Source organism: Halorubrum sp. CBA1125, assembly GCF_009742825.1.
Taxonomy (GTDB): Archaea; Halobacteriota; Halobacteria; order Halobacteriales; family Haloferacaceae; genus Halorubrum.
The window spans coordinates 1-14,136 of the sequence record NZ_WPCE01000066.1 but is presented as its reverse complement, the minus strand read 5'-3'; the positions used below and the strand labels follow the sequence as shown (position 1 = coordinate 14,136).

Sequence of the window (14,136 nt, the reverse complement as noted above, 5' to 3'; positions counted from 1 at the left end):
ATCGTCGCCGACTCGCCGGTGGAGCCGACGGGGACGACCCCGTCGACGCCCGCCCGTTCGAAGTAGCGGGCGTTCTCGGCGAGCTGGTCGTGGTCGACCTCGTCGTCGTCGGTGAACGGGGTCGTCATCGCGGGGTAGACCCCCTCGAACGGTTCGTCTGTCGTCTCTCGGTTCGCCTCGTCGGTCGTGTACGGCGTGGTGGTCGTGGTGTCCGTCATGGTGTGGCTGGCTGTGTCGCGTGTCCGGGTCGTGCCGATCGTTCGAATCGCGTCTGTGGCCGTCGACGTCGTCGGCCGAACTGCTCGCGCGGGTCGGGGGTCGTCCAGGACGGGGTCGCCACTCCCGCCGGCGGACGGATCACGCGCGTTTTTTTCGAGAAGAGCCGCGCCGCTGGCGACGTGGACGGACCCCGTGCGGACGCGGGTCGGGTCACACCTCGGTATGGGGGCCAGCCCGATTTATAGATTTTGTCTCGGACCGCCGCGACCGACTCGCAGACCGGATCGGTCGCGAACGCCCGTCGTCGGTCGTGGCGCGGCGTTTCGCGACGCTGAACGAGACGACAGCCGTGCCTTGGCGGTCGTACGCCCCTCCTCACCGTTTTTGAAGTCACAACGTATATGTGTGGGTACAACAAACTAAAGATTAGACAAGACTAATCTATAGTTTTGCTGGGTAATAATGCCACGAGAGCGATACGACGGACGACCGGTGACGCGACGGGACGCGTTACGCGCCGGCGGTGCGGCGGCGCTGGCGGGGATAGCCGGGTGCACGGCGCTGCCGAGCGCCCCGGGGCAGGCTGGGAGTGGCGGCGACGGCGGGAGCGACAGTGACGACCGAAGCGACGGTGACGACGGGAGTGACGGCCCGGTCGCCGTGGCCTCCTTTTTCAGCTTCTTCGACTTCGGCCGACAGATCGCGGACGGCACCTCCCTGACGGTGGAGAACCTCGTCCCGACGGGGCTACACGGCCACGGCTGGGAGCCCAACGCCAGTATCACCCAACGCATTATCGAGGCGGACGCGTTCATCCACGTCGGGGAAGACTTCCAGCCCTGGGCCGACCGCGCCATCCGAACGATCGAGGGCGACGACGTCGACACGGCGCTCATCAACGTCCGGGAGGGCATCGACCTGGTGGACCTCGCCGCGACCCTCGACCGCGACGAGGAGGGCGTCGGCGCCCAGCGCGGGAAGGATCCGCATTTCTGGTTAGATCCCCGGCGCGCGAAGCAGTCCGTCGACAACCTCGCCGACGGGTTCGCCGAGATCGTCCCGGAGCACGCCGACGCCTTCCGCGAGAACGCCGAGACGTACAAGGCCGAGGTGCTCGACCGCATCGACGCGGAGTACGAGGCCATCTTCGACCGCGCTGAGCGCGACATCGTCCAGCTGGCCGCGCACAACGCCTTCCAGTACATCGGGGTGCGCTACGGCGTGCGGATGCGGCCGCTGGTGACGAACCTGGCGGCGAGCGGCGACGTCAAGCCCGCGGACGTCCGCGAGGCGGAGCGTGTCATCCGCGAGAACGACATCAGGTACATCGCCAACGGCGTCTTCGAGTCCCAGCGCCCGGCCCAGCAGCTCGTCCGCGAGACGGCCGTGGAGGCGTACTTCCCCGTGACGCCGTACGCCGGCGTCCGCGAGGACTGGGTCGAACAGAACTGGGGCTACGAGGAGATCGCCTACAACATCAACATGCCCACCTTCGAGATCGTCCTCGGCAACGAGACGCCCGAGAACGCGGCCCCGTCGGCGGACTGGCTCGAGCAGTGGCGGAACTTCGAACCGATATGAGCACCCAGGAAACCGATCCCGTGACGGCGGCTGTCACGGACGACCGGGCGACCACCGAGACGAGCCCGGACGACACGGCGAGCGAGCCGGTCATCGACCTCGAGAGCGTCACCTTCGGCTACACGGCGACGCCCGTGGTCGAGGACGTCTCGCTCGCCATCGACCCGGGCGAGTACGTCGCCGTCGTGGGGCCGAACGGCTCGGGAAAGTCGACGCTGATGCAGCTGATGCTCGGCCTGCTCGAGCCCGACGCGGGGACGGCCCGGCTGTTCGGCGAGCGCGCCGACCGCTTCGACGACGGCGAACGGGTCGGCTACGTCGCCCAGCAGGCCAGCGCCGCGCAGGAGATGCCCATCACCGTCCGTGAGGTGGTGAAGATGGGCCGGTTCCCCCACGTCGGCTTTGGCCGGCTGTCGAGCGAGGACTGGGACATCGTCGACGACGCGCTCGTGACCGTCGGAATGAGCGCGTTCGCCGACCGGCGCGTCACGCAACTCTCGGGGGGCCAACGCCAGCGCGCGTTCATCGCGCGAGCGCTGGCGAGCGAGGCCGACCTGCTCGTCCTGGACGAGCCGACCGTCGGCGTCGACGCCGAGTCGGTCGACGCCTTCTACGACCTGCTGGCGGCGCTCAACGCCGAGGGCATCTCCGTCCTCCTCATCGAGCACGACCTCGGAGCGGTCGTCGAGCACGCCGACCGCGTCGTCTGCCTGAACCGCGAGGTCTACTTCGACGGACCGACCGACGAGTTCGTCGAAAGCGACGCGCTGGCCCGAGCGTTCGGCACCGAGGCGCGGTTCCTCACGGGGAAGAACGGATGAGCGCGGGAGTGGCGGCCACGCTCGTCGCGGGTGGCCTCGCGGCCGCGGACCCGTCGGTGGCTCTCCCGCTGCAGAGCGGGCTGGGCGCCGTCGGCGACCTCGTCTTCGGCGTCCTCCTGTGGTTCTTAGAGCAGTGGTACTGGCTGATGGACTGGGCGTACTACGTCACGGGCCTGGAGATGCTGAACCCGCGCTACCGATTCATGCATCGGGCGATACTCGTCGGGCTCTGCATCGGCGTGATGGCGCCGCTCATCGGGACGTTCCTCGTCCACCGGCAGCTCGCGCTCATCGGCGACGCGCTGGCCCACACCGGGTTCGCCGGGGTGGCCGTCGGCCTGTTCTTGAACGCCGTCATCGACCTCGGGGTGTCGCCGTACCTCACGGCCGTCGTCGTGGCGATGATCGCCGCGCTGTTCATCGAGCTCATCTCCGAGGTCACGGACGCCTACAACGACGTCTCGATGGCCATCGTCCTGTCGACGGGGTTCGCGCTGGGGACGACGCTCATCAGCCTCAACGCGGGCGGGCTCGCCGTCGGCGTCAACCAGTTCCTCTTCGGTAACCTCTCGACGGTGTCGCCCCAGAGCGCCGCCATCCTCCTGGTGCTGTTCGCCGTCATCGTCGGGACGGTGGCCGTGACGCGCAACCAGCTCCTGTACGTGACCTTCGACGAGACGGCGGCCGCCGTCTCCGGGATCTCCGTCAACTGGTACAACCGGGTGATGGTGATGCTGACGGCGATGGTCGTCGTCGGCGCGATGCAGATCATGGGTGTCATCCTCGTCGCGGCGATGCTCGTGGTTCCGGTCGCGGGCGCGACCCAGGTGTCCCGGAGTTTCTCCGAATCGCTGGTGGTCTCGGTCGCCCTCGCGGAACTCGCGGTGTTGCTTGGCATCGCCGTCGCCTACTACGGCGGCGTCACGGCCGGCGGGGCCATCGTCCTCGTCGCCGTGGGAATCTACGTCTGTGCCGTCGCACTGGGCAAGGTCCAGTCCGTCCGCGGCGAGCGGGACCCGCCCGACATGGGGAGTATCGACGCCGACGGCGCCGACGTCGGAACCGGGGCGGAGGGCGACCGATGACCGCGGCCGACGACGGCGTCTCGCAAGCCGACGGTCGCACCCGAAACGACAAGGGGAGACAGCCGAATGTACCGACAGGAATGCTGAGCGCGGTCATGGAGGACTACATCAAGGCGATCTACGCCCTCGAGAGCGACGGCGACGATCGGGTGTCGACCTCGGCGCTCGCCGACAGCCTCGAGGTCACCGCACCCACCATCTCCTCCATGCTGAAAAAGCTCGAAGAGCGCGGCCTGGTCGACCGCGAGGAGTACAAGGGCGTGACGCTCACGGAGGAGGGCGAGCTCGTCGCGCTCGAAATCCTCCGACACCACCGCCTCCTCGAGGCGTTCTTGACCGAACAGCTCGACTACGACTGGGCCGACGTCCACGACGAGGCCGACAGACTCGAACATCACGTCTCCGAGGAACTGACCGACCGCATCGCCGAGACGCTGGGTAACCCCCCGGTCGACCCGCACGGCGACCCGATCCCCGACGCCGAGTTGTCCCTCCCCGAGGCGAGCGAAACCACCCGCCTCGCCGACGCCGACCCCGGCGAGCGCGTGACCGTCCGACGGATTCACCACCAGGGCGACGAAGAGCTGCGCTACCTCGCCGACGCCGGCGTCCGTCCGGAGGTCGAACTCACCGTCGTCGACGTCGCGCCGTTCGGGATGGTGACCGTCGAGACGCCGGCGGGCGAGCAGAGCCTCCCGGAGGAGATCGCCCGGCTCATCGAGGTCTCCGCGGTTGTTCTCCCGGACGACGCCGAGGTGTAAGGCCGGCCACACCCGTCGAGAGGGGGATCGTAACCGAGCTGCGATTTATCGTTCAATCGACGGTGTCATACACCAACTCTCACACTCGTTCTTCGCTCCGTCGATTCAGTCAATACCATACACCGAAGCGACGAGCGATTCCGCTGTTGCGGTGGCGTCGCCGGCGGCGGAGCCGCCGCACCGCGGGCGGATGTTCGATAGTACTGACCGACTCGTTCGATGACCCTGTCTGTCTTCGAGGCCGCGTTTCCAACAACCGTCGGCGGCTCGCGGGTCTTATAAGGGGCCGGCGACCCTCTCCGATCCCATGAACGACCCAGCGGACGACGCGTCCGACTCCGGTGACACCGTCGATTCGACCGACGCCGTGGAGCCGGCCGACATCGACACCGCCGGCGATTCGACCGACATCGACGCCGACACCGCCACCGATTCGGCCGACATCGACGCCGACACCGCCGCCGATCGACACGAGTACGACCCCGACAGCGAGCACGCGTTCCCCGACGACCGGCTCAACGAGGTTCTGGCTCGGCTGGAGTCGGACCCGGAGATCGTCGCGTACCTCGAGGCCCAGAACGTCAACCCCGTCGACCGGAAGGGGTACAACGACCACGGGGCGAAACACGTCGAGATCGTCCGTGACCGCGCGCTGCGGCTGTACGACCTGCTCAAGGCCGGCGGCGTCGAGTTCAACGGCGCCGACCAGCAGGGGCTCGACGAGGCGGACGAGCCGGTGATCATCGCGCTCGCGGCGACGCTCCACGACATCGGCCACGTCGTCCACCGACACGACCACCCGTACTACTCGATCCCGCTCGCGGCCGACCTCCTCGACGACCTGCTCCCGACCTTCTACGGCGTCGCAGAGCAGGTCCGGATCAAGGCCGAGGTGCTCCACGCGATCCTCTGTCACCACACCGAAGAGCAGCCGCTGACCCGCGAGGCCGGCATCGTCCGGATCGCCGACGGGCTCGACATGGAGCGCGGCCGGTCGCGGGTCCCCTACGAGGAGGGCGGCCGCGGGATCAACACCGTCTCCTCGCAGGCGATCGAGCGCGTCTCGCTGCGCGAGGGCGACGAGACGCCGGTGCAGGTCGTGATCCGGATGAACAACGCCGCGGGCGTCTACCAGGTCGACTCGCTGCTCAAAGCCAAGATCGAGGGGTCGCTTCTGGAAGACTACGTCCGAACGATCGCGATCAACACCCACAGCGACGGGAGCGACGGGGGCGAGGCGATCGTCGACCGGATCGAGCTATGACCGACGCGGACGCCCTCGCGGACCTGCGGACCGGCGCCGACTACCAGTTCGGCGCGGGCGCCGGCGACACGCTGTTCCCGCCGGACGAGCCGCTGACGCTCCGGCGGTCGAGCGGCGGCCGCCCCGCGACAGGTCATCGCCGGCGACGTCGACGACACGCCCGGCAGCGCCGAGGGAGACCGGCTCGTCTCCTACGGGACGGACGGTCGGTTCACCCTCGGCGTCGCCGGGGGGCGGCGGCTCCGCGAGGCGTTCGCGCCGCCGCGACACCGGATCGTCGTCGGCGAGGAGAGCGAGCCGTTCGTGCGCGAGGGGCGCAACGCCTTCGCGAAGTTCGTGACCGCGGCCGACGAGGGGATCCGCCCGGGCGACGAGGTGCTCGTCGTCGACGAGGCCGACGCGCTGTTCGCGGTCGGGCGCGCCGAGCTCTCCGGCGCGGAGGCGATGGCGTTCGACGCCGGTCCGGCCGTCTCCGTGCGGAACGGAGCGGGACGACGCGACGAATAGCGGGGGGAGGCGACGAATAGCGGCGACGGCATTCCCGTCTCCGGTCGCTGCTCCGGGACCGACGGGTACACAAGGCGTCCCGTCCACTACCGCGCATGGACGACATCGACGTCGAACCCGTGGACCGCGTCGAGGACGCCGAGCGCGACGGGGACGACGCCGACCGCGAGGCCGGAGACGAGCCCCTCGCCGCCGAACGCGACGGTGCCGACCTCCCGGCCGCGTCGACGCGCCCGAGTACGTGCTCTACGGCGGAAAGGGGGGCGTGGGGAAGACGACGATGGCGGCCGCGACCGCCCTCGCCTCGGCCGCGGGCGGGGTCCGCACGCTCGTCGTCTCGACGGACCCCGCGCACTCGCTGTCGGACACCCTCGACGCCGATATCCCGTCAGAGCCGGCTCGCATCCGCGAGGACGTGCCCCTGTACGCCGCCGAGATCGACCCCGACGACGCGATGGAGGAGGGGATGTTCGGCGCCGACGGCGACCTGCTCGGTGGGCTCGGGGAGATGGGCGAGCTGATGGGCGGCGCCGACGGGGCGGCCGGATCGGCGGACGCCGACGACGAGGGGCTCGGCTCGCTGCTCGGGGGCCCGATGCCCGGCGCGGACGAGGCGGCCGCGATGCGCCAGCTGCTGGAGTACCTCGACGACCCGCGGTTCGACCGCGTCGTCGTCGACACCGCCCCGACCGGCCACACCCTCCGGCTGCTCCAGCTGCCCGAGATCATGGACTCGATGGTCGGCCGCGTGATGAAGCTCCGGCAGCGATTCTCCGGGATGATGGACGGGCTGAAGGGGATGTTCGGCGGTGCGGACGACGAGGCCGATCCGACCGCCGACCTCGACGAGCTCCAGGCCCGGATCGAGCGGCTCCGTTCCGTCCTGCGCGACCCGACGCAGACGGACTTCCGCGTCGTGACCGTTCCCGAGGAGATGAGCGTCGTCGAGTCCGAGCGGCTGGTCGCGCGGCTCGACGAGTTTCAGATTCCGGTGAACACGCTCGTCGTCAACCGGGTGATGGAGGGGGTCGGCGACGTCGCGAGCGGCGTCGACGTCGAGTCGTCGTGGATCGTCGAGCCGAACCCGGACACCTGCGAGTTCTGTGCGCGCCGCTGGGAGGTCCAGCAGAACGCGCTCCGGCGGGCGACGGACCTCTTCCGCGGCCGCGACGTGAAGCGCGTGCCGCTGCTCGCGAACGAGGTGCGCGGCGAAGCGGCGCTGCGGGTCGTCGCCGCCTGCCTTCGCTGAGCTACTTACCAGCTCGATCGGTGTCGGAGAACAATCCGTCGCGGACGGTCTCAGCGACGCCGGCGAGGTGCGCCTGCCCGAAGACCGCCACGAGCAGCGCACCCACGGAGTTGTACATCAGATCGCCCACCGTGTCGTCGAGCCCGTGTTGCGCGAGCGGCATGTCGATCCCGGTCTCGTCGGCGACGATGTCGAGCCCGAACTCGAACAGCTCCCACACGACGCCGAACCCGAGGACCACCACGAAGATGAAGACGAACGCGAAGCGGTCGGGGATACGGATCTCGTCGCTGTGGAGGTCGACGGCGCGGATCGTCGTGTACCCCACGCCGGCGACGAGCGACGCCGAGAGCGCGTGGGTGAGGTGGTCCCACCAGCCGATCTGCGCGTAGAACCACGCCGACCCGAGGGTGTGGAGAAACACGGCCGTCGTGATCCACACGCCGAGCCACGGGTCCAAGGGGAGGTCGTAGTTCCGTTCGAGCATCGCCGGAATGAACGTGACGATCAGCCCGATGCTCCCGTTGGTCACCGCCTTCGTCCCGCCGCCGGCCAGCCCGTAGACGACGATCGCGACGAGGACGAGCTGCATCGCTCTCGTGAGCCGCCGCTGGGTTTGCATCGAGGGACGGGGAAGGAGGCTCATCGACGGACCACCCGCCGGAGCGCGCGCCCCAGGCGCCGTCCGCGCCGCCGGAAGTACGCGTCGAAGAGCAGTCCCGCTGCGAGCCCCGCCAGCGTCACGTAGCCCCACTCGATCATCAGCGCCTCGTTCGTCGTCAGGTAGGTCGTCCCGAGCAGTCGGTCGGCGTTCCACCGCAGAACGGTCCACGCCCCGGCCGTCGCCAGCGTCGTCAGGGTGACGAGGACGACCGCGAACCAGTGGGTGACCTGGAGCGAGGTGAACATGTGGAACTCGACGGTGATCACGAGCGCCAGCGCGGCGATCGCGATATACGTCGCGAAGACGCCGAGTTCGCCGCCGAACAGCACGCGCACGAGGGTGGGCAACAGGGCGAGCCCGAGCAGCTCGGCCGGGAGCAGTACCTTCCAGTCGCGGGCCGAGACCGCGGGAGCCAGGACGACCGCGACGAGCCCGGCGACGAACGCCATCGACAGCAGGTCGGCGTCGAGGAGGCTCTCGACGAACACCCCGACGAGCACCGCGACCATCGCCCACGCGATGATCGCGTTGGTGCGTCCGTTTCGGAGGAGCCGAACCAGCCGGTCTTCGACCGTCTCGTCCTCCGGTCCTCCGCCGCGTCGCGTTCCGTCCATACCGCGTGTCACGGCCGAGGACACTAATAGGGGGCGCTCCGCGACACGAGCGGAGCCCGCGAGGAGCGAGCCGAACGGACGCCCTTTTATTCCGTACGACCGTCCGATCGGTATGAACTGCCGGCGGTGCGGGACGCCGCTTCGCAAGCCCGGGGACTACTGTCTCACCTGCAACACCGCCAACGCCGACGCGGTGGTCGTCGACTTCGCGGCGGACCGCGCCCGCCTGACGATGCTCGACGGCGACGAGGTCGTCGGTGAGACGACCGTGACGACCCGCCCGGAGAGCGACGAGCAGCTGAGCGAGATCCAGCTCCGAAACTTCGCCGGTCGCGTCGCCGACGAGATCCGCCGCAAGCGGCCGGACACCGTCTACGCCGCCGGGGCCCGAGAGCCGCTTCGCGAGACGCGTGCGCAGCTCCACCACGAGTTCTATCGGGTACCGGACCCGGACTCGGGAACGCGAAAGGCGGAGAACGGTGCCGGACGTGACCGCGGAAGCGACGGTGAAAGCGATACCCGCGACCCCCACGGTCCCGTGGTCTCGTGGGTCCTCGACCGGCGCGGCGACCGCGCGCTGGAGGTGGTCGAGACCTCGCCCCGCGAGAAGATCGGGGGATCGCACTCGACGCTGATCGGCGACCGCAAGGGGCGGAAGGCGGTCAGCACGGTCGCAAAACATCCCCACGTCAAGAAGATCGTTCCCGGGCCGATCGACGCCGGCGGCACCGGCTCGCGGACCGGCTTGCGAGCGAAGGCGACCCGCGCGGGGACCAACGGGAACGTCCGGCTACTCCTCCGGGACGGCTCCAGCGTGCAGGAGAACCGGATCGTCACCACCGCGATGGACCGCGAGACCGGCGAGCGCGTCCGCGAGGACCTCAACGAGGCGCTGCGGGACGCGGAACTCCAAGACGCGTAGCACGGACGATACCCGCGATATCCGGGGATCGACGCCCACATCCGTCCATCGGTGTCGGTCCGCGATCCCGGACGATCGCGTCTCTGTCGCGGGGTTTTTCACGAGAACGACCCTCGAGAACGGCGTGAGTCTCCTCGCAACGCTCGGCGCCGGCGTCGTCTTCGGGCTGGCGCTCGCGGCGCCGCCGGGCCCGATGAACGCCGTCATCGCCGAGGAGGCGGTGCTCCGCGGGCGGCTCGCGGGCGTCCGAGCCGGGCTCGGCGCCGCCACCGCCGACGCGATCTTCTTCGTGCTGGCGTACGTCGGCGTTGTCGCGGTCGTCGAGTCGCTCCCCCTGCTCCGGGCCCTCATGGTCGCGGTCGGCGGCGTGTTGATGCTGTACTTCGCCGTCGGCGCGGCCCGGGGCGCGCGGGCGTCGTTCCGGCCGATGTCGGGCGACGCGATGTCGGGCGACGAGCCGTCGATCGCGGCGGGCAAGGGGTTCCGCAAGGCGCTGGCGCTCGCGCTGACGAACCCCTATCAGGTGCTGTTCTGGCTCACGGTCGGCGTCGGGCTCCTCCGTCCCGGCGAGCTCGACGTGCTCGCGCCCCTCCCGGTCGTCGGCGACGACCTCGCCGGGACGCTCGTCGTCGCCACCGGGTCGCCGGCGCTCATCGGCGGGCTCTTCCTCGGCGTGCTGGTCTGGATCGTCGGGTTCCCGACCGGGCTCGTCGCCGCCGAGCGCCGGATCGAGACGTTCGCGCCCGCCGTCGCGGTCGGCTCCGCCGCCGTACTCGCGGGGTTCGGTGCGTTCTTCTTGTACGACGCGGCGACGACCCTGGCGACGCTGGGGTGACCGGGCGGCGCGCTCTTGCGTGACGATCAGCGCGCGCCGGAGCCGACCGCTCCACGCGCCTGGCCCGCATGGACAACGGCTTTGCCCCCCGGGCGCCACCGGCCGATATGTTCGAGAAGACCACGTGGATCAAGCTCCCGCGGAACGTGCTCGTCGGGCACGAGGTGATCGACGACCTCGGCGCGGCGGTCGGGGAGCTCTACCTCACGGGTCGGCCCCTGATCGTGACCAGCCCGACGCCCAACGAGCTCGTCGGCGACCGGGTGCGCGCGCAGTTCGACGACCCCGCGACCGCCGTGGTCGAGGACGCCTCCTTCGAGGCGGTCGAAGAACTCATCGAGACCGCCGAGGCGGTCGACCCCGGCTACCTGATCGCGCTCGGCGGCGGGAAGCCCATCGACATCGCGAAGATGGCCGCCGACCACCTCGGGGTCGGGTTCGTCTCCGTGCCCACCGTCGCCTCGCACGACGGGATCGTCTCGGGCCGCTCGTCTATCCCCGAGGGCGACACGCGCCACTCGGTCGCCGCCGACCCGCCGCTGGCGGTCGTCGCGGACACGACGCTGCTCGCGGAGGCGCCCTGGCGGCTCACCACCGCGGGCTGTGCCGACATCATCTCGAACTACACCGCCGTGAAGGACTGGCGGCTCGCGCGGCGCCTGCGGAACGTCGAGTACAGCGAGTACGCGGGGGCGCTCTCGGAGATGACCGCGGAGCTGCTCGTCGAGAACGCCGAGCTGATCCGGCCCGGGTTAGAGGAGTCGGCGTGGGTGGTCGTGAAGGCGCTCGTCTCCTCCGGCGTCGCCATGTCGATCGCGGGCTCCTCGCGGCCCGCCTCGGGCGCCGAGCACCTGATATCTCACCAGCTCGACCGGATCGCGCCCGGCAAGGCGCTCCACGGCCACCAGGTCGGCGTCGCGTCGATCCTGACCGAGTACCTCCACGGCGGCGACGACGGGCAGTGGGTCGCGATCCGCGACGCGCTCGACGAGCTCGACGCGCCGACGACCGCCGCGGAGCTTGGCGTCGACGACGAGGAGCTGATCGCCGCGCTCACGACCGCCCACGAGATCCGCGACCGCTACACGATCCTCCAGGGGGGGATCAACGAGGAGGCCGCCGTCGAGGTGGCGACCGCGACGGGCGTCATCGACGGGTGAGGATCGCTCGCGGGTCCCGGAGTGCGTTCGCCGAGCGCCCGTGGCCGTTTCCGCGCTCGAAACCTCCATAACCGTCCCGCGACAACTCCGCGTATGTCCACCGCCAGCGTTCGCGACCGGGCCAAACAGCGGCCCGGCGCGATCACCGCGCTCCTCACCGTCGTCGGCTACGGCGCCGTCGGCGGCGTCTTCCTCGTCCCCGAGTTCCAGGCGCTGTTCCCCGACCTGACCCGCGAGACGGTCGACCTGCTCGCACACGCGATCGCCGCCGTCAACACCGTCGCGATCGTCACGCTCTCGCTCGGCTGGTACTGGATCCGCAACGGCGAGGTGAAAAAGCACGCCGCGGCGATGACGACTTCGTTCGTGCTCATCCTCTGCTTCTTGGGGATGTACCTCCCGAAGGTCGCCGGCGGCGGCACCAAGCTGTTCGTCGGCCCGCAGAACGTCTACTACGCGTACCTCGCGATGCTCGCGGTACACATCATCCTCTCCGTAATCTCCGTGCCGGTCGTCCTCTACGCGCTCGTGCTCGGACTCACCCACACGGAGCGCGAGCTCAGGACCGAGACGCCCCACCGGACCGTCGGCCGGATCGCGGCGAGCGCGTGGCTGCTCTCGCTCGTGCTCGGCGTCGTCACCTACCTCCTGTTGAACCACGTCTACGACTCGACGTTCGAGGCCGCCGAGGCCGCGGCGGTCCTCCTCCCGCTGGCACCGGGGCTGTAGGACACCCGGCCCGGGATCGAAGGTCGGTCCGCAGTCGACGGTCGATCCGCGGTCGACGCCCCCGCACCCCGTCGACGGTCGATCCGCCCTTGACGGTCGTTCACCGCCACCGAAACCCTTGACTCGCGGCCCGGCGACGCCCCGGTATGACCGACTGGATCGGCGACACGTTCACGAGCGACGCCGGCTGGCACCACCTCGAAGCCCTCGTCGACGTCGGGAACCGCATGGCCGGCTCGCCCGGCGAGCGCGAGGCGCTCGAACGCACCCGGGACGCGCTCGCCGATGCCGGCGCGCGCGACGCTCGGATCGAGCCGTTCGAGATACAGGGCTGGGAGCGCGGCGACAGCGTGATCCGGCTCGCGGACGGCGAGCCCGTCGCGAGCGCCGCCCACGAGTGTATCGCGCTCCCGCGGAGCCCGAGCGCCGCGGCGACCGGCGAGTTCGTCGACCTCGGCTACGGCGTCCCGGCGGACTTCGAGGCCGACCTGGAGGGCGCGGTCGTGATGGTCTCGTCTGACACCCCCGACTCCGTCGACCGCTTCATCCACCGCCGCGAGAAGTACTACCGGACGGTCGAGGCCGGCGCCGCGGCCTTCGTCTTCGCGAACCACGTCGAGGGGACGCTGCCGCCGACGGGGAGCGTCGGGACCTCCGACGCGCCGATCGGCGAGATCCCCGCGGTCGGAGTGAGCAAGGAGACCGGCGCGCGGCTCGCCCGGCGGTACGAGGGCGACCGGCTCGCCGTCGAGGTCGACTGCGCGGCCCATGAGGCGACGAGCGGCACCGCCGTGGCCGACCTCGGTCCCGACACCGACGAGTACCTCCTGCTCACGTCGCACGTCGACGCTCACGACCTCGGCGAGGGAGCTATCGACAACGGCGCCGGGACGGCGACGGTCGTCGAGGTCGCCGGCGCGCTCGCGGCCCGCGAGGCGGAGCTCGACACGCGAGTCCGGGTCGCCTGCTTCGGCGCCGAGGAGGTCGGGCTCGTCGGGTCCTCGCGGTTCGCGGCCGGCGTCGACCCCGGTCGAGTCCGGGCCGTCGTCAACGTCGACGGCAACGTGTTCGGCCGCACGCTCCGGTTCGACCATCACGGCTTCGACGCGCTGGCGGCGGCCGCCGAGCGCGTCGGCGACCGCCTCGGCCACCCGATCGAACGCGGCGAGGAGCAGGTTCCCCACAGCGACCACTGGCCGTTCGTCCGCCGGGGTATCCCCGCGTACATGGTCTCCGGCGCGACGGAGGGGCGCGACCGCGGCTGGGGACACACCGCCGCGGACACCCTCGACAAGCTCGAACCGCGGAACCTCCGCGAACAGGCGATCCTGTTGACCGAACTCATCGTTGCCCTCGCCGGCGCGGACGTACGGACGGAGCGGGCGGACCCACAGGCGATCGCGGCGGCGCTCGACGCGAGGGGAAGGCGACGGGGATGAAACTCACCGGCGACTGGCCGTTCTGACGCGACGCGCGGTCCGACGCGAACCGAGACGTTTTCACGCGCGCCGGCACCAGTCCCGTCCATGGGGAAGCCCGAAGGTCGCGTCGCGGTCCGCGGAGACGACGACGGATCGGTCCGCGAGGCCCTGTCGGAGGCGGGCGTCGAACTCGCCGTCGCTGACGCCGACGGTTCGACCGACGGGACGAGGGCGATCGAATCGGTCGATACGGGAGACTCCGACGTTGTCGTCGCCGTCGGCGACGCGGCGCTCCGCGAGGCGG

12 protein-coding genes and 4 pseudogenes are annotated in these 14,136 nt (G+C 70.3%); 13 read left to right on the top strand and 3 right to left on the bottom strand.

All coding sequences use genetic code 11. The features are described 5' to 3' along the window. A partial coding sequence (locus tag GJ633_RS07995; RefSeq protein ID WP_197431288.1) for a dihydrodipicolinate synthase family protein occupies positions 1-218 on the bottom strand: 218 nt, incomplete at its 3' end. A gap of 493 nt (positions 219-711) precedes the next feature. Here GJ633_RS07995 and GJ633_RS07990 point away from each other — a divergent pair. The 7 genes and pseudogenes from GJ633_RS07990 (at position 712) to GJ633_RS07960 (ending at position 7,487) form a co-directional block, all read left to right on the top strand. Further along, complete coding sequence (locus tag GJ633_RS07990; protein WP_321168971.1) at positions 712-1,800, top strand: metal ABC transporter substrate-binding protein; 1,089 nt, start codon at positions 712-714, stop codon at positions 1,798-1,800. Further along, positions 1,797-2,621, top strand: coding sequence for a metal ABC transporter ATP-binding protein (locus GJ633_RS07985; RefSeq protein WP_156588394.1), 825 nt, complete (start codon positions 1,797-1,799; stop codon positions 2,619-2,621). Before GJ633_RS07990 ends, GJ633_RS07985 begins: the two co-directional genes overlap by 4 nt. Next, entirely contained in the window at positions 2,618-3,706 is a 1,089-nt protein-coding gene (locus GJ633_RS07980) for a metal ABC transporter permease (protein ID WP_156588393.1), read from the top strand. The genes GJ633_RS07985 and GJ633_RS07980 overlap by 4 nt, the downstream gene beginning before the upstream one ends. 80 nt (positions 3,707-3,786) lie before the next feature. Next, the gene (locus GJ633_RS07975; RefSeq protein WP_156588397.1) at positions 3,787-4,467 is read left to right on the top strand and encodes a metal-dependent transcriptional regulator; all 681 of its coding nucleotides are present in this window, start codon (positions 3,787-3,789) and stop codon (positions 4,465-4,467) included. Positions 4,468-4,774: 307 nt separating this feature from the next. Next, complete coding sequence (locus GJ633_RS07970) at positions 4,775-5,731, top strand: HD domain-containing protein (protein ID WP_156588392.1); 957 nt, start codon at positions 4,775-4,777, stop codon at positions 5,729-5,731. Continuing rightward, positions 5,728-6,238: pseudogene (locus GJ633_RS07965) on the top strand (PUA domain-containing protein). The gene GJ633_RS07970 and the pseudogene GJ633_RS07965 overlap by 4 nt, the downstream one beginning before the upstream one ends. A 95-nt stretch (positions 6,239-6,333) precedes the next feature. Beyond that, positions 6,334-7,487 (top strand): annotated as a pseudogene (locus GJ633_RS07960) (ArsA family ATPase). A 1-nt stretch (position 7,488) separates the two neighbouring features. On the opposite strand, the gene GJ633_RS07955 reads toward GJ633_RS07960, so the two are convergent. After that, complete coding sequence (locus GJ633_RS07955) at positions 7,489-8,133, bottom strand: hypothetical protein (RefSeq protein ID WP_156588391.1); 645 nt, start codon at positions 8,131-8,133, stop codon at positions 7,489-7,491. Further along, positions 8,130-8,765: a hypothetical protein gene (locus tag GJ633_RS07950; protein WP_156588390.1), complete on the bottom strand. Its 636-nt coding sequence runs from the start codon at positions 8,763-8,765 to the stop codon at positions 8,130-8,132. Before GJ633_RS07950 ends, GJ633_RS07955 begins: the two co-directional genes overlap by 4 nt. Positions 8,766-8,877: 112 nt before the next feature. On the opposite strand from GJ633_RS07950, the gene GJ633_RS07945 reads away from it, so the two are divergent. The 6 genes and pseudogenes from GJ633_RS07945 to GJ633_RS07920 form a co-directional block, all read left to right on the top strand. Further along, a complete protein-coding gene (locus tag GJ633_RS07945; protein ID WP_156588389.1) occupies positions 8,878-9,687 on the top strand; it encodes a DUF2103 domain-containing protein in 810 nt (269 codons plus the stop codon). A 124-nt stretch (positions 9,688-9,811) separates the two neighbouring features. Beyond that, positions 9,812-10,522 (top strand): LysE family transporter, encoded by a 711-nt coding sequence (locus GJ633_RS07940; RefSeq protein WP_321168970.1) that lies wholly within the window; start codon positions 9,812-9,814, stop codon positions 10,520-10,522. Positions 10,523-10,629: 107 nt separating this feature from the next. Continuing rightward, a complete protein-coding gene (locus GJ633_RS07935) occupies positions 10,630-11,682 on the top strand; it encodes an NAD(P)-dependent glycerol-1-phosphate dehydrogenase (RefSeq protein ID WP_156588388.1) in 1,053 nt (350 codons plus the stop codon). Between the two features lie 93 nt (positions 11,683-11,775). Further along, positions 11,776-12,411 carry a DUF420 domain-containing protein gene (locus GJ633_RS07930; RefSeq protein WP_156588387.1) on the top strand — a complete coding sequence of 212 codons (636 nt, stop codon included), beginning with the start codon at positions 11,776-11,778 and terminating at the stop codon, positions 12,409-12,411. 146 nt (positions 12,412-12,557) lie between these two features. Further along, positions 12,558-13,876: pseudogene (locus GJ633_RS07925) on the top strand (M28 family peptidase). A 61-nt stretch (positions 13,877-13,937) separates the two neighbouring features. Beyond that, positions 13,938-14,136: pseudogene (locus GJ633_RS07920) on the top strand (hypothetical protein); the annotation flags it as partial.

Coding starts and splice junctions, on each gene's coding strand:
- GJ633_RS07985 (WP_156588394.1), top strand. CDS start 1,797: ATGAGCACCCAGGAAACCGATCCCGTGACGGCGGCTGTCACGGACGAC.
- GJ633_RS07980 (WP_156588393.1), top strand. CDS start 2,618: ATGAGCGCGGGAGTGGCGGCCACGCTCGTCGCGGGTGGCCTCGCGGCC.
- GJ633_RS07975 (WP_156588397.1), top strand. CDS start 3,787: ATGCTGAGCGCGGTCATGGAGGACTACATCAAGGCGATCTACGCCCTC.
- GJ633_RS07970 (WP_156588392.1), top strand. CDS start 4,775: ATGAACGACCCAGCGGACGACGCGTCCGACTCCGGTGACACCGTCGAT.
- GJ633_RS07955 (WP_156588391.1), bottom strand. CDS start 8,133: ATGAGCCTCCTTCCCCGTCCCTCGATGCAAACCCAGCGGCGGCTCACG.
- GJ633_RS07950 (WP_156588390.1), bottom strand. CDS start 8,765: ATGGACGGAACGCGACGCGGCGGAGGACCGGAGGACGAGACGGTCGAA.
- GJ633_RS07945 (WP_156588389.1), top strand. CDS start 8,878: ATGAACTGCCGGCGGTGCGGGACGCCGCTTCGCAAGCCCGGGGACTAC.
- GJ633_RS07935 (WP_156588388.1), top strand. CDS start 10,630: ATGTTCGAGAAGACCACGTGGATCAAGCTCCCGCGGAACGTGCTCGTC.
- GJ633_RS07930 (WP_156588387.1), top strand. CDS start 11,776: ATGTCCACCGCCAGCGTTCGCGACCGGGCCAAACAGCGGCCCGGCGCG.